Origin of the sequence: Ensifer sp. CCNWLY38, from assembly GCF_037120565.1 — a bacterium.
Taxonomy (GTDB): Bacteria; Pseudomonadota; Alphaproteobacteria; order Rhizobiales; family Rhizobiaceae; genus Ensifer; species Ensifer adhaerens_H.
This window is the reverse complement of the sequence record NZ_JBBBBO010000001.1, coordinates 58165-71841: the sequence shown is the minus strand read 5'-3', so window position 1 is coordinate 71841 and position 13677 is coordinate 58165. Positions and strand designations below refer to the sequence as shown.

15 protein-coding genes are annotated in these 13677 nt (G+C 62.1%); 12 read left to right on the top strand and 3 right to left on the bottom strand.

Going from position 1 to position 13677, the window contains the following annotated elements:
• Positions 1 to 7: 7 nt before the first annotated feature.
• The 8 genes from V7S54_RS00335 (at position 8) to mucR (ending at position 6766) form a co-directional block, all read left to right on the top strand.
• Positions 8 to 2368 carry a putative monovalent cation/H+ antiporter subunit A gene (locus V7S54_RS00335; RefSeq protein ID WP_065372507.1) on the top strand — a complete coding sequence of 787 codons (2361 nt, stop codon included), beginning with the start codon at positions 8 to 10 and terminating at the stop codon, positions 2366 to 2368.
• A complete protein-coding gene (locus tag V7S54_RS00330; RefSeq protein WP_065372506.1) occupies positions 2365 to 2784 on the top strand; it encodes a Na(+)/H(+) antiporter subunit B in 420 nt (139 codons plus the stop codon). The genes V7S54_RS00335 and V7S54_RS00330 overlap by 4 nt, the downstream gene beginning before the upstream one ends.
• Positions 2784 to 3161 (top strand): Na+/H+ antiporter subunit C, encoded by a 378-nt coding sequence (locus V7S54_RS00325; RefSeq protein ID WP_065372505.1) that lies wholly within the window; start codon positions 2784 to 2786, stop codon positions 3159 to 3161. The genes V7S54_RS00330 and V7S54_RS00325 overlap by 1 nt, the downstream gene beginning before the upstream one ends.
• A 7-nt stretch (positions 3162 to 3168) precedes the next feature.
• Entirely contained in the window at positions 3169 to 4731 is a 1563-nt protein-coding gene (locus tag V7S54_RS00320) for a Na+/H+ antiporter subunit D (protein WP_065372504.1), read from the top strand.
• Positions 4728 to 5204: a Na+/H+ antiporter subunit E gene (locus V7S54_RS00315; protein ID WP_065372503.1), complete on the top strand. Its 477-nt coding sequence runs from the start codon at positions 4728 to 4730 to the stop codon at positions 5202 to 5204. Before V7S54_RS00320 ends, V7S54_RS00315 begins: the two co-directional genes overlap by 4 nt.
• Complete coding sequence (locus V7S54_RS00310) at positions 5201 to 5575, top strand: cation:proton antiporter (protein ID WP_065372502.1); 375 nt, start codon at positions 5201 to 5203, stop codon at positions 5573 to 5575. The genes V7S54_RS00315 and V7S54_RS00310 overlap by 4 nt, the downstream gene beginning before the upstream one ends.
• Positions 5572 to 5931, top strand: a complete 360-nt coding sequence (gene mnhG / locus V7S54_RS00305) for a monovalent cation/H(+) antiporter subunit G (protein WP_065372501.1) — start codon at positions 5572 to 5574, stop codon at positions 5929 to 5931. The genes V7S54_RS00310 and mnhG overlap by 4 nt, the downstream gene beginning before the upstream one ends.
• Before the next feature lie 403 nt (positions 5932 to 6334).
• On the top strand, positions 6335 to 6766 hold the full coding sequence (gene mucR / locus V7S54_RS00300; RefSeq protein WP_034789336.1) for an exopolysaccharide biosynthesis transcriptional regulator MucR: 432 nt from the start codon (positions 6335 to 6337) through the stop codon (positions 6764 to 6766).
• A 355-nt stretch (positions 6767 to 7121) separates the two neighbouring features.
• Here mucR and V7S54_RS00295 read toward each other — a convergent pair whose 3' ends face one another.
• From V7S54_RS00295 to V7S54_RS00285, 3 genes are all read right to left on the bottom strand, one after another.
• Complete coding sequence (locus V7S54_RS00295) at positions 7122 to 7544, bottom strand: SufE family protein (RefSeq protein WP_065372500.1); 423 nt, start codon at positions 7542 to 7544, stop codon at positions 7122 to 7124.
• 184 nt (positions 7545 to 7728) lie between these two features.
• Positions 7729 to 8418: a hypothetical protein gene (locus tag V7S54_RS00290; RefSeq protein ID WP_065372499.1), complete on the bottom strand. Its 690-nt coding sequence runs from the start codon at positions 8416 to 8418 to the stop codon at positions 7729 to 7731.
• Between the two features lie 208 nt (positions 8419 to 8626).
• Complete coding sequence (locus tag V7S54_RS00285; RefSeq protein WP_057250413.1) at positions 8627 to 9097, bottom strand: DUF5330 domain-containing protein; 471 nt, start codon at positions 9095 to 9097, stop codon at positions 8627 to 8629.
• Between the two features lie 641 nt (positions 9098 to 9738).
• Here V7S54_RS00285 and V7S54_RS00280 point away from each other — a divergent pair.
• The 4 genes from V7S54_RS00280 to V7S54_RS00265 all read left to right on the top strand — a co-directional run bounded on the left by V7S54_RS00280 (position 9739) and on the right by V7S54_RS00265 (position 13658).
• Positions 9739 to 11307: a sensor histidine kinase gene (locus tag V7S54_RS00280; protein ID WP_336408057.1), complete on the top strand. Its 1569-nt coding sequence runs from the start codon at positions 9739 to 9741 to the stop codon at positions 11305 to 11307.
• A complete protein-coding gene (locus tag V7S54_RS00275) occupies positions 11279 to 12244 on the top strand; it encodes a peptidoglycan-binding domain-containing protein (RefSeq protein WP_065372497.1) in 966 nt (321 codons plus the stop codon). Before V7S54_RS00280 ends, V7S54_RS00275 begins: the two co-directional genes overlap by 29 nt.
• Before the next feature lie 65 nt (positions 12245 to 12309).
• Positions 12310 to 12669 (top strand): DUF1491 family protein, encoded by a 360-nt coding sequence (locus tag V7S54_RS00270; protein WP_065372819.1) that lies wholly within the window; start codon positions 12310 to 12312, stop codon positions 12667 to 12669.
• 65 nt (positions 12670 to 12734) lie between these two features.
• Positions 12735 to 13658, top strand: coding sequence for a MerR family transcriptional regulator (locus V7S54_RS00265; RefSeq protein ID WP_065372496.1), 924 nt, complete (start codon positions 12735 to 12737; stop codon positions 13656 to 13658).
• Positions 13659 to 13677: the final 19 nt, after the last annotated feature.

Sequence of the window (13677 nt, the reverse complement as noted above, 5' to 3'; positions counted from 1 at the left end):
CAGGACGATGGATGTTGCGGCCCTGACATTTCTGGCTCTCGCACTCCCTTTCGTGGGGGCTTTGGTCGCACCGCTGCTCACGCGCCTCCTCGGGCACAATGCGGCCTGGGTTCTGGCACTCTTCCCGGCGGCCATTGTCCTGCATTTCACCCGCTTCTGGCCGGACGTGGCCAAAGGTGAGGTGGTCACTGGCGGCTATGCCTGGATCCCGTCGTTCAATGTCAGCTTTTCCTGGTTGATCGATGGCCTGTCGCTGACTTTCGTCCTGCTGATCGCCGGCATCGGCATGCTGATCGTGCTCTATTCCGGCGGTTACCTGAAGGGCCATCCGCAGCAGGGACGGTTCTTCTCGTTCATCCTGATGTTCATGGGATCGATGCTCGGGCTTGTCGTGTCCGACAGCTTCCTGATGCTCTTTGTCTTTTGGGAACTGACCTCGATCACGTCATTCCTGCTGATCGGCTTCGACCATTCGCGCGAAGCGGCAAGGCGCGCGGCCCTTCAGGCGCTGGTCGTGACCGGAGGAGGGGGCCTGTTCCTGCTCGCAGGGCTCCTGATTATCTGGAACGTCAGCGGCGTCACCCAGCTTTCGCTGCTCATGGCCTTTGGCGCCGAGATGCGCGAGAGCCCGTTCTATCTGGCCGCGCTTATTCTCGTCCTCGGCGGCGCCTTCACCAAGTCGGCGCAGTTTCCGTTCCATTTCTGGCTGCCGAACGCGATGGAAGCACCGACTCCCGTTTCGGCCTACCTGCATTCCGCGACGATGGTGAAGGCCGGCGTCTATCTGTTGATGCGGCTCAATCCCGTGCTCGGCGGCACGCCCGAATGGCAGATCCTGCTGCCGCTCTTCGGCGGCGCCACGCTCGTCATCGGCGCAGCTCTTGCCTGCCGCCAGACCGACCTGAAGCTGATGCTTGCTTATACGACCATGGCCTCGCTCGGGCTGCTGGTCATGCTGACCGGTCTCGGCTTCCCGCACGCGATCGAGGCGGCGGCGCTCTATCTTGTCGCACACTCCCTGTTCAAGGGTGCCCTGTTCATGGTTGCCGGCATCATCGATCATGAGACCGGCACCCGCGACGTGACCAGGCTCGGGGGCTTGCGTTCCGCCATGCCGCTTACGTTCGTCATTGCGCTTGCAGCCGCATTTTCGATGGGCGGCCTGTTCCCCTTCTTCGGCTTCGTCGCCAAGGAGGAAATCTACTACGCGCTCTCCGGCTTCGACCGCCGCTCCATGGTCTTTGCGGCAATCGCGATCCTTGGCAATGCCCTGATGTTCGCGGTGGCCTTTGCCGTTGCCCTCAAACCTTTCATCGGTGCGAAGGTGGAGACGCCGAAGGCGGCGCACGAGGCGCCGGTGCTGCTCTGGCTCGGGCCGGCGCTGCTTGCTGCCAAGGGGCTTTCCGCCGCCTTGCTCTCGGGGCTGACCCACGAACTCGTATCGACGCCGATGGCGTCGGCGATAGCAGGCGAACCGCGTACGGTCACGATATCTGTCGTTCCGAGCGTCGGGGTGCCCCTGGCCATGTCGACCGTAACCGTGTTGATCGGGATCGTTTTCTACCTCAAGCTCGATCGCCTGCGTGGTTTCATCGCCACGATCCTTGCCGATATCGGCTGGGGGCCGGACCGTGGTTTCGACCAGTTCATCCGGGGGCTCGTTCGTTTTTCCATCGGGCTGACGCGCCGACTGCAATCCGGCCGGCTCGACGTTTACATGACGGCGACCTTCATCCTGGTTGCCTTCGTGCTGCTGGTCGTTCCGCTCACCTACGGCGAACTGCCGCGCGCACCGTTCTTCGCACCCGACGTGCCCCTGCATGAGCTTGCGATCATGGCGATTGCCGTTATCGGCCTCGTTGCCGTCGTGCTTGCGGCCGACCGCCTGACGGCGATCGTCTCCCTCGGCATCCAGGGTTTTGCCGTCGCCGTCATCTTTCTGCTCTACGGCGCGCCGGATCTCGCCTTCGTCCAGTTTATGATCGAGACGCTCTCGGTCGTCGTTCTGGCGCTGGTGATGACGCGGCTCAGGCTGTCGCCGTCTGACCATCGGCCGCTTGCCCAGAAGGTCCCGGATTTCGCCATTGCGCTCGCCTGCGGCCTCGGCTTCGGTCTGATGTTGCTGAAGGTGACGGGCGTTCCCTTCGACGCCACGCTTACGGAATTCTTTAATCTGTATTCGAAGTCGATCGCGCACGGCGCCAATGTGGTGAACGTCATTATCGTCGATTTCCGCGGCACGGACACGCTGGGTGAGATCGCCGTGGTGATGGTCACCGGCCTTGCCATCCTGTCGCTGGTTCGCTTGAGAGCCGGCTCGCTCCGGCGCATCGCCGACAACGATCCGGATGCGGAGGAGCGCGCATGAAGTCGGTGATCTTCCGCGCCGTCGCACCGTTTCTCACGAGCCTGATGGTGCTGTTTTCGATTTTCGTCCTTTTGCGCGGCCACAACGAGCTGGGCGGGGGCTTCACCGGCGGCTTGATCGCGGTTTCGGCGCTCGCCATCTACGGCATAGCCTGCGGCGTCGAGACCGTACGCCACGCCATCTATTTCCACCCGATGGCGATTGCCGGCGCCGGGCTCTTCGCTTCGACGATCGCCGGCCTGGTCTCCATCGCCGCCCGCGTCCCCTTTATGACCGGCCTCTGGATCTACCCATCGGTTCTCGGCCTGGAGATCCCGCTCTCGACGGTGATGCTGTTCGATTGCGGCGTCTATCTCGTCGTCGTCGGTGCGATCAGTTCGATTGCGCTCTCGCTCGAAGAGCGGGGAGGCGAGTGATGGAAGCCTGGTTTTCCCTGCTCGTCGGCATCTTCTTTACGGTCGCTATCTATTTGTTGCTGTCGAAGTTCATCATCCGCGTGCTGCTCGGAGTGGCCATCCTCGGCAATGCCGTCAATCTGCTGATCTTCACCGGCGGTCGGCTGACCCGCAGCGTGCCGCCGGTCATCCCGGCGCATGAAGACGCGCTCACTGGCCCGGCCGCCAATGCCTTGCCACAGGCACTGATCCTGACGGCAATCGTGATCTCCTTCTCCTTCTTTGCTTTCTTGCTGGTTCTCGCGTGGCGCGCCTACGAGGAGCTGCAGACCGACAATACCGACGAGATGCGCGTCGCCGAGCCGAAGGACGAGCCGGCTCCGCCGCTTGGATACTGACCGACCCATGGCCGCTTCAATTTCTCCCCCCGCAGATCTATCCACCGCACTCGTTCTCGAGCCGGTCGCTTCTGCCGATTGGCTGGTGATCCTGCCGGTCGCCTGGTGCCTGGCAATCGGCGCACTGCTTGTCATGCTGCGCCGAAAGATCGACTGGCAGCCTTACATCGCGGTCCTTGGCCTTGCCGGCCTCGTCTTGATAGACATTCTGCTCCTTCGGCACGTGCTTGCGAGCGGTTCGGTAACAATGGTCATGGGACGCTGGCTGCCGCCCTTCGGCATTGCCTTCACCGTCGATCTGACGGGCGCTCTCTTTGCGTTGACCGCCTCGGTGGTGGCACTTGCCGGCGGGATCTATTCGCTCGCGGATATCAACGACAGCGGTCGGCGCTACGGCTTCTATCCGTTCCTGATGCTCCTGATGGCTGGCGTTTCGGGTGCATTTCTGACGGGGGACATCTTCAACCTCTATGTCTGGTTCGAGGTGCTGCTGATCTCGTCATTCGGCCTGATCGTGCTCGGCTCCGAGCGCGAGCAGATCGACGGAGCGGTGAAATACGGTTTCCTCAATCTGGTCGCGACCACGCTGTTCCTGATCGCGACCGGCTATCTCTATGCGAGCTTCGGCACGCTCAACATGGCCGATATCGCCCGCAAGGCAGAAGGTCTTGCCGGCACCGCGCCGCTGACGACGCTGACGGCGCTCTTCGTGCTGGCCTTCGGCATGAAGGCGGCGGCCTTCCCGGTCAATTTCTGGCTGCCGGCCTCCTACCATACGCCGCGCGTCGTGGTGTCGGCGCTGTTCGGCGGCCTGCTCACCAAGGTCGGCATTTACGCCCTGATCCGCGTCACCGTCATGCTGCTGCCGCTCCAGCGCGAGGAACTGAGCTTCGTCATTGCCCTTGCCGGCGCGCTCACCATGCTCGTCGGTGCCTTCGGGGCGCTGGCGCAATCGGATTTCCGCCGCATGCTCGGCTATCTCGTGGTCTCCGGCATCGGCTCGATCCTCGCCGGTATTGCCGTCGGCGGGCCGGGCGGCATTGGCGGTGCGATCTTCTATGCGCTGCACTCGATGCTCGTCATGACTGCGCTTTATTTCGCATCCGGCGTTGCGGCCAAGCTCGGCGGCAGCTTCTCGCTTTCGTCGCTGGCAGGCCTTTATCGTCGCCACGCCGGTTTCGCGGCGCTGACGCTCATGCTGGCCTTCGCCGTTTCCGGTCTGCCGCCATTCTCCGGCTTCTGGCCGAAGGTCATGCTGGTCAAGGCGGCACTCGATATCGGCGCCTGGTGGCTGGCCGCGGCCCTGCTTTTCACCGGCTTCCTGACGACTGTTGTCACCGGACGTTTCTTCCTGCTGGCCTATTGGCGCGATGCCGCAGCCGGGGAGGGCACGACGGCTTCCGCGACGATCTCGCCGGCGGCACTGCTGCCGCTGACCGTATTGGTCATCCTGGCTTTGGCGATTGGTCTCTACCCGGAGCCATTGCTTTCGACCGTTCAGAGTGCTGCTGCCGGGCTCGCTGAGCCCTCGGCCTATCTGAACTCGGTTTTCCCGGGAGGTGCCCCGTGACCAAGTTCCTCACCATCAACCTGGTGTTCACGGCGATCTGGGGCGCGATCAGCGCCAGCTTCTCGCTAGCCAATCTGATCCTCGGCTTTGTCGTTGGAGCGCTGTCTCTATGGCTGATCCGGCGCGAGCTCCAGCCCATCACCTATCCGGTGCGTCCGCTCAAGCTGTTGTTGTTGACCGCTCTCTTTTTCAAGGAGCTTGCGATCTCGGCCACCAAGGTCGCGCTCATGGTCATCCAGCCGAAGATGAAGCTGAGACCCGGCATCTTTGCCTATCCCTTGACGGTCAGGAGCGACTTCGAAATCGCGTTGCTCGCCAATCTCATCACGCTGACGCCTGGGACCTTGTCGGTTGACGTTTCCGACGACCGCCGCACGCTCTACGTCCATGCGCTCGAGTGCGCCGATCCGGGCGGCTTGCGACGCGACATCGCCAACGGCTTTGAACGGCGGATAAAGGAGGCTTTCGAATGAGCCTGCCAGACCAGATCGAAGCCCTCGCTACGGGCTTTGCACTAATCGCGCTGTCTGCTGCCCTGCTGTTTACTGTCTGGCGCATCATCCGCGGCCCGACCTTGCCGGACCGCGTGCTCGGCCTCGACATGCTGGTGGCGATCGCCATCGGCCTCATTGCCGTCGTCGCGATCCGCACCGGTTTCAATCTCTACATCGACATTGCCATTGCCCTTGGCCTGGTGGGCTTCCTCGCGACCGTCGCTTTTGCCCGCTTCGTCCTGGCTCGCGGGCATTCGCCGGAGGCGGCCAACGTTGAGCGCAGCTCGCCGGAATCAAAGCGCATGTCGGCAAATGCGGTCCGTCGCAAGCACAAGGGCGCGCGCCGATGAACCCCGTCCTGGACATAGCCATTGCTGTATTGGTTGCCGCTCTGTTGATCGTCGGCGCGATCTTTTCGCTGCTTGCGGCAATTGGCATCTTGCGTTTTCCCGATCTCTACACCCGTATGCATGCAGCGTCTAAGGCCGGCACCATAGGTTCAGGCCTGTTGCTGCTAGCTGCGGGCGTTCATTCTCTGGATGCGGCAATACTGATTCGGGCGCTTGCGGGCTTCTTCTTCTTCATTCTGACTGCACCAATCTCGGCTCATCTCTTGGCAAAAGCCGCACATCAGGCCGGTTACAAACTTACGAAGCTGTCAGTCGTAGATCAGCTTCCGCAAAAGGAAGAGCGACGTCATAGCTGATCGATGACATTTCTGAATCTGTATTTCAGAACTTTGCGATGCAGTGTGGCCATTTTAGCAATTTGGAGATAAAGTTGCTAACTGTCGTCAAATTTATGTTTGGAAATTTCACGCATCGATGTTAATCGAGTAAATGTAAAGTGTCGTCGTGGAAAATACTTTGATCTGAAATTCCAGCTTGAGTTGTGAATGTTGGTTGTTGCTTTGAGAGTTCGGTCGTCCCGGTGACTCGGCAGCAGGTTTGGTAATCAAAATTCCTACTCTTGATATCGTGGCCGGCGTTTGTCCTTGCCGCGTTTGATGGTCCATCCCAAGGCAGCGAAGGCTCCCTGGCGGCTCTTGCAAGCGTTCCTCCCCCCGAGACGCCGTTTCGGGTTGTGCTGAAGTCCGATAGGAGAAAGAAATGACTGAAACAGCGCTTGGCGCGAGCCATGAACTTCTGGTTGAACTGACGGCGGAAATCGTTGCCGCCTACGTCAGCAATCACGTGGTTCCCGTCGCCGAGCTTTCCACGCTGATCGCAGATGTGCACTCGGCGCTCAACAACACCGCGGCGCCGGCACCGGTCGTCATCCCCGTTGAAAAGCCGAAGCCGGCCGTGTCGGTTCGCAAGTCCGTCCAGGACGACCAGATCACCTGCCTCGAATGTGGCGGCACCTTCAAGTCGCTGAAGCGCCACTTGATGACCCACCACAATCTGTCGCCGGAAGAATATCGCGAGAAATGGGACCTGCCGACCGACTACCCGATGGTCGCGCCCGCCTATGCGGAAGCACGCTCGCGTCTCGCCAAGGAAATGGGCCTCGGCCAGCGCCGCAAGCGCCGTGGCAAATAAGACTTCAACCGTCTGGTGAAGCTTGCGGCTGTTTGCTGCAATTTGCCTGACGGTATTTGGTTTGATCACAAAGGGCCGGGCCTGCGCGTCCGGCTCTTGTGTTTTGTACTGTCAGCGGTGCGGTCGCTGCGGCAGCTCCTGACGGCGCCTTAAAGCCCGTCGCGCAAAAGTGCGCAGCGGTTTTGCGATAACGACATGCGAAATATCAAAAACTTAAAGCGCAGGGCGCGAACCTGAAAGATCGCGACGCGCTTTAGATCATTTCAGTGTTTCATTGAAACACTGAAGTGATCTTAGTCTTTGAAACTACGCAGTTCCGGACGGAAAACCGTTTCACACTTTTCCTGGAATTGGTCTAGGCGGCCAGCCGAAGCTCCGCTTCGTTCTTAATGCGGCGGATCATCGAGCGCAGGCCGTTGGCGCGTTGCGTCGACAGGTGCTCGATCAAGCCGATCTTGCCGAAGGTATCGATGGCATCGATCTTGGCGATCTCCGAGGCATGTTTGCCGGAATAGATGGTGAGCACGATTGCGACCAGGCCGCGCACGATATGCGCATCCGATTCACCTTCGAAGGTCAGGACGGGGTCCTCCGGATTGCCGGCCGTCTGGGTGACGAGCCAGACCTGGCTGGCGCAACCCTGAACCTTGTTTTCCTGGGTCCGCTTGGCTTCCGGCATCTCCGGCAGCGCTTTGCCGAGCTCGATCACATAGCGATAGCGATCCTCCCACTCGTCGAGGAAGGCGAAATCGTCGATGATCTGGTCAAGCGTCGTCATGGTCCGGGTCCAGTTATCAGGGGATTATACGCCCGCCGGGCCTTGCCGCGAACGAAGTTCGTCCCTGTTCATGCCCTTTGCCATCAGGCATTCGGGCTTTCAGTCCTCATATAGGGGATGGCAAGCCCATTGAGAACCGCCAATTGCAGTTGCCCTGGGCGTCGGCGGTATTTCGCCGGCGCGGTCAGATCGAAACGCTTGACGGGAAGGGGAAGGCATTTCCGGCGCCTGCATCGATCCCACCGAGTTTGCCGACCGCCGCCGACAAGGCATGGCCGGCCGCGCGCGCATCGTCAGCGTCACGGGCAGATCCCTCGGTGCGCAATTCCTGCTCGGCCTTTCGCAACAGCTGCTTTATTTGCTCGGCAACCGATTTGAGTTCGGCGGCCACTTTGGTGGTGGAATCGGACTCGTGATTGTCGCCGCTGAATTCGCGATAGGCGCGCTCCGCGAAGCTTGTCGGCTCTGCGGACGTGGCTGCATCGTTTCCGGCGATAGCACCTTCCACTTGCGCACTGCCGGCATCTGCCAGGGCGGCCACGGCCGCAGCGGAGGCAACACTGCTTGCCGCTCCAGCACCGTCTGCGCCGGCCAACTGCTGGGCGGCTGTGCCGAGTTGCTGGGCGAGTTGTTTGGCGAGCCTTGCGAGCGTTTCCGGATCCGATGCAAAGAACCGGAGCATGCGAAGTTGTTCCTTGATGTCGTCGAGCTTCTTCTTTGCTGCGGCGGCGCGGTCGCCAGTGTCGTCGTCGGTGCCGAGGAGCAATGCGGCCGATGCCGGGCTCTTGCCTTCGACGGTTTCGCCGGCGGTCGATGCGCCGGCTGTCGCCGGCCGCGTCACGCCCGCATTCGAAAAAAGCCCGTAGATCTGCATTGGGTGCCTCCGCTCGCCGTGCGGCGGACCTAAGCAGCCACGGCTTGTGCGTGGCTGGCTCTTGCGCGATCAAAGGTTGCGCCTGAAAAAGAAAACGCCGCGAGGGGATGGGATCCTCGCGGCGGCCACGACAGGGCGGCAAGTCAGGCAGTTAAGTTGCGAATGGTGTGGATGGGCGGCCCCGGTCTCGACCGAGGGCTCGGCGTGATTACTGGATGATCGCGGCCTTGGGATCGAGGCGCTTTTCCGGAACCGGCGTGCGCTTGAAGACGGGCTCTGCATCGATGGTGCTGACCTCGGTGGCCGGTGCTGCCACATCGGCAGCGGGCTTGACCGTGCCGGTCATGACCGGTGTGACCGTTCCGGTCATCACCTTGGCATCGGGTTGGGCCGCATCGGTTTCGGCAAACTGGGTATCGAGGAACTCATAGGCGATACGTGCGCCTTCGCGAGCCCGGTGGCCGAGGGCGACGAAGGTCTCCGCCCCTTTCTCGCAAATCTCGGGCTTCTGGATGCAGATGGCGCTGATGTATTGGAAGGCCTCATTGGCGGCGGCGAAGGTGTCGCCAAGCTCGACCTTGGGAGCGTGCTCCAGCTTCTGCGAGCTCGACGGATCGAGGAATGGCAGCAGCACCAGCACCAGCGAAAACCAGAATGTCGCCTTGATGAGAAACCACATGTTCTGCCCATCCTTCGTTCAGCTGCCTGAGCTCGCCAGTCTTCTAGCCGGCTTTTGTGCCGTCGGCATCCCGCAGCGCCGTCGTATCCCCTGATACCCGTTCACGCTGCCGTCGTTTCCTCGGGGAGCTGCTGCCTTCGATGCAGCGTCCGTCCCTTTGTTGACACCGACATTAGGACGGGAATCACAAGACGGCTTTTCCAAAACGAGCGGCATTTGCTTCAAATTTTAATGAAATGCCGCCGTCGAGTGCTTTGCCGCGCATTTGTGTCGCATTTTAGCTTTCGCCGTTAAGGTTCATGGCGGGACCCTGTGTGCGAAGCCCGGAAGCGTCGGCAATGGCGTGCAGGCGGGCTCGCCACAATCGTTAACGCTGTGCAGAAAATGCACAGAAATCCGTTGCTTACGCCCCGTTAACCACAAGAAATGAAGGTCGCTGGATTTGCTCCAAAACGGGATTTTTCGGCCGTTTCGCACCGTTCCGGCACGGGCGCGTTTATTCTTTCATTAAGCCGGGGATGCGAGATTCCGACATGTCACGAGGCGGTCTGAATCGCGCTTTCCAAGTAGGGGAAATCGGTCGCGCCAGCCTCGCAAGAACAACAAATGTAGCAGGGTAAAGCGTGAGCGTATTGCGTAACATGGCTGGCAGATGGGCGTCCCGCGTGGACGAGATCGCGGCCCTGTGGCTGCCCCGTCGTGAGGCTTCTTCACTCGCCCGACGCCGCGATACGAAACGTTTGCGCACTGTTGCAGCCGTATCCTTGACGACGCTGCCGGTGGCGCCGCTCGCCCTGTCGCTCGCCATGCCCGTGTCCTCGGCCCTGCCGCTCGGCACGGCGCTTTGGGCTTCCGCTTCGCTGCTGGCGGCAGCCGTGGCGATCGCCCGCGGCCGGGCGCCGGAAACTGCAGCGCCGGCTCCGTCCGATCCCGTTCTCCCGGACCTCTCTGCAGCCTATGATCTGTTTGCGGGTCTCGTGACCCTGCATGACCTGCGCGGCAATGTTCTTTCCGTGCATGGGCGCGATGCAGCGGAGCACCTGACGCTGATGCGCGACCCGGCGGGCCGCGGTTTCATCGAGCAGATTCACGTCTCCGACCGCATCACCTTCCTAAGCGCGATCGACATCCTTCGCCAGGGCGGCGACCGGGCGACGGTCGATATCCGCATCGAACGGCGGACCTTGCCGATCGAAGGCGAACAGTTCGTCTACATGTCCTGCGACTTGGCGCCCTTGCGCGATCGCGATGGCAACTTGACGGCGATCCTTGCGCAGTCGCGCGATGTCTCTCAGGAGGCAGGCCTGCGCGCCGAGGCGGCGGCCCGGACGGCCGAAGCGGAGTCTGCGAACGATGCCAAGACCCGTTTCCTCGCTGCCGTCAGCCACGAGCTGCGCACGCCGCTCAATGCCATCCTCGGCTTCTCCGACGTGTTGGCCGGCGAGTATTTCGGCAAGCTCGAAAACGATCGCCAGCGCGAATATGTGGGCCTCATCCACAAGTCGGGCGAACATCTGCTCTCCGTCGTCAACACTATGCTCGACATGAGCAAGATCGAGGCGGGACGCTACGAGCTCATGCCCGAGCCGTTCCGCGTCGCCGAGGCGGTTGCCGCCTGCGAGGCGATGCTGTCGCACCAGGCCACGGAGAAGGGCGTCAAGCTCGTCAGCCGCGTCACCCGCGGCATCGGCGAAGTCAACGCCGATCAGCGCGCCTTCCAGCAGGTTCTCATCAACCTGGTCGGTAACGCCGTGAAGTTCACCGATCATGGCGGCGTCGTGACGATCGACGCCGAAGTGGATGGCGCGATGCTGAAGCTCTCGGTCAGCGACACCGGCATCGGGATTGCCGCCGACAAGCTGGAGCTGCTCGGTCAACCTTTTGTCCAGATCCAGAACGACTATACACGCCGCTACGAAGGCACGGGTCTCGGTCTTTCGCTGGTCAAGGGCCTCGTTGCCCTTCATGGTGGCGACCTCACGATTCGCAGCAGCGAGGGTGAGGGGACCGTCATCGTCGTGACGATACCGCGCGACGGCTCCGGCATCGCCGTTGCCGAGCACGAGGAGCAGCGTTCGTCGGTGACGGTGGAATTCCCGCCGCGCCTGCGCGACGGAGAGGCGAGACCGGCCGCCGAAGGAGGGCGGTCCGAAGACGTTGGTTTGAACGGGGAACGGGGATATGGCGCCGCGCAAGCGAAAACAGCCTGAACGGAAGAAGGCCGCGCGGCGTGCGCCTGGCCTGGCCGTGCGCGGGCTGGCTCTTGCCGGACAGGGTGTTGGACTTGCCGGCCGGCTGATGGCGCGTCATCCCCTGGTCTCTGCCGGCTCGGCCGCCTTCCTGGTCGTGTTTTCCTTCGTTGCCGCCAATGCCATGTGGTACCAGCACGGTGTGCACCCGTCGCCGCTGATGCGCACCCGCGTGCCGCTCGTCAGCGCCGAAACCGCGCAGCGGATCGCCATCGCCAAGGGCGAAGAGATCGAGCCGCGCAACGTGACCACCTTCGTCATCGAGCGCGAGGGCGAGGCCAAGGCGGACAACGTCGAAGATGCGATAGCTGCGGCTTCCGCGGATCTGCCGACGGAAAAGCCGTCGCCTGAGCGCGTGGCAAGCGTGCCCGGTGGCGCGACCTCGAAGCTCGTTGCCGACATCCAGAAGGAACTGAACCGCGTCGGCCTTTATGACGGCGCGCCGGACGGGCGCAGCGGTCCACGGACGGCGGCCGCGATCCTGCGCTTCGAAGCGCAGGCCGGCCGCGCCGAGACGGGTTCGGCCAGTACGGAGTTGCTACGGGCACTTCGTGCGGCACCTGGCGATCAGGCTGCTCAGGTCATGCCGGCGGGAAGACCTCTTGCCGAGGCCAAGGGCAGTGGCGTGGAGATCGATCCGGTCGCTGCCGCCATTCGTTCATCCGAGAGGGACGGCAATTTCATTCCGCGTGCCGAAATCCCGGTTTCGAGCGACCTGGTGCTGAACATCCAGAAGGGGCTGAGCAACCTCGCCTATGCGGATGTGACGGTCGATGGCGTCGCCGGAGAGCAGACGCGGGCGGCGATCCGCCATTTCGAGAAACATTACCGCCTGCCGCAGACCGGTGAGCCGAATGCCCAGGTCTTGAAAAAGCTCAAGGAAATCGGCGCGCTCTGATTGCTGGCGGGGTTCGGCGACGCCGCCGATTTGCCTGCGCCGTCCGGCGCGTGTATCAGCCTTTCATGCGCCTGAAGTCTCACATCTTCGTCTCTTCCCTGTTGCGCCGCGCGTTTTCGCTCGGCGGTTATGCGGCCGTGTTGCGCAAGGGAGCGGAGGAGGCCGGCGCGATCTTCATCCGCCAGCGGACGCGGCTTGGCACGGAGACGCTCTTTGCCCCGGCTCCGCAGAATTTCTTCGACGACGAGGTCGCGCTCGGCCGCAAGTTCGAAGTGAGGCTGCGCGACAGCGATACTGAGCGGGTCGATGCGGCGCTTGCGAGCGAAATCCGCTTCGACCCGGATTGCTGGATCGTGGAAATCGAGCTGGAGGACCATGGCGATCTGTTCGAGGTGGTTCCGGAGGAAGGGGCAAGCCGGCCCTGACGCCGTCTTGCCGATTGCGCGGACCTGCTTGACTCTCCACTTGGTGGAGGCCGTAGGACGCGCTCATGGACGATCAAATCTACTCGATAGGCGAACTCTCGAAGCTGAGCGGCATCCCGGTCAGGCGGCTTCGGTTTTATTCGGACAAGGGGCTGTTGCCGCCGTCCGCACGGACGGAGAGCGGCTACCGCATGTATTCCGGAGCGGATCTTGCCCGGCTGGACCTCGTTCTTGCCCTGCGTGAAGCGGGTGTCAGCCTCGCGGAGATCCGGAGAATCCTGACCAGCCGAACATCGTTTGCCGACGTTCTGGCGCTGAGGCTTCGGACGCTCGAAACCGAAATCCGGTCAAAGCGCCGGATCGCCGCAGCCCTGCGAATGGCTTTGAAACTCCGTGACCCCTCCCCAACGGATCTCAGGAGATTATGGACCGTGACCAGGCTTTCAAAGACGGAATTCCGTTCCGCACTCGAACGCTTCTACGATGACGTCGCCGGCGGCGCACCGGTGGACGCTGAGTGGAAGAGGAAAATGATGGATGCCGGCACGCCGGATCTGCCCGCGGATCCGACCCCGGATCAGATTGACGCATGGGCGGAGCTGATGGACATGTTGTCCGACAAGACCTATGCGGCCGAAATGCGCGCCCATATGTCCCGGCTCTGGACCGAAGAGTTCGACCCCGCCGCCTATGCCCTGGCAGCCGATGCGACCTTCGCACGGGTGAGGGCTGCCATGGAAAACGGCTTGGGCCCTCAATCCGCCGTCGGCAGGGAAATCGCCGCTGAGTGGTTGGCAAGATCGGCAAGAGCGATGAAGCGGGCTCCGGACAAGGGTTTCCTGGACTGGCAACTCGAGCAGTATCGCAAACACCACGCTCGTTCCGCCAGATACCAGGAGCTGATGGCCGTTTTGCAAGGGAAGGGGCCGCAGACACCGACCGGCCGCGAGTGGAGCTGGATCATCGACGCGATGAAACAGCTTTTCTAGGGCAGGGGCGGCGGCCTGC

Coding starts and splice junctions, on each gene's coding strand:
- V7S54_RS00335 (WP_065372507.1), top strand. CDS start 8: ATGGATGTTGCGGCCCTGACATTTCTGGCTCTCGCACTCCCTTTCGTG.
- V7S54_RS00330 (WP_065372506.1), top strand. CDS start 2,365: ATGAAGTCGGTGATCTTCCGCGCCGTCGCACCGTTTCTCACGAGCCTG.
- V7S54_RS00325 (WP_065372505.1), top strand. CDS start 2,784: ATGGAAGCCTGGTTTTCCCTGCTCGTCGGCATCTTCTTTACGGTCGCT.
- V7S54_RS00320 (WP_065372504.1), top strand. CDS start 3,169: ATGGCCGCTTCAATTTCTCCCCCCGCAGATCTATCCACCGCACTCGTT.
- V7S54_RS00310 (WP_065372502.1), top strand. CDS start 5,201: ATGAGCCTGCCAGACCAGATCGAAGCCCTCGCTACGGGCTTTGCACTA.
- mnhG (WP_065372501.1), top strand. CDS start 5,572: ATGAACCCCGTCCTGGACATAGCCATTGCTGTATTGGTTGCCGCTCTG.
- mucR (WP_034789336.1), top strand. CDS start 6,335: ATGACTGAAACAGCGCTTGGCGCGAGCCATGAACTTCTGGTTGAACTG.
- V7S54_RS00295 (WP_065372500.1), bottom strand. CDS start 7,544: ATGACGACGCTTGACCAGATCATCGACGATTTCGCCTTCCTCGACGAG.
- V7S54_RS00290 (WP_065372499.1), bottom strand. CDS start 8,418: ATGCAGATCTACGGGCTTTTTTCGAATGCGGGCGTGACGCGGCCGGCG.
- V7S54_RS00285 (WP_057250413.1), bottom strand. CDS start 9,097: ATGTGGTTTCTCATCAAGGCGACATTCTGGTTTTCGCTGGTGCTGGTG.
- V7S54_RS00280 (WP_336408057.1), top strand. CDS start 9,739: ATGGCTGGCAGATGGGCGTCCCGCGTGGACGAGATCGCGGCCCTGTGG.
- V7S54_RS00275 (WP_065372497.1), top strand. CDS start 11,279: ATGGCGCCGCGCAAGCGAAAACAGCCTGAACGGAAGAAGGCCGCGCGG.
- V7S54_RS00270 (WP_065372819.1), top strand. CDS start 12,310: ATGCGCCTGAAGTCTCACATCTTCGTCTCTTCCCTGTTGCGCCGCGCG.
- V7S54_RS00265 (WP_065372496.1), top strand. CDS start 12,735: ATGGACGATCAAATCTACTCGATAGGCGAACTCTCGAAGCTGAGCGGC.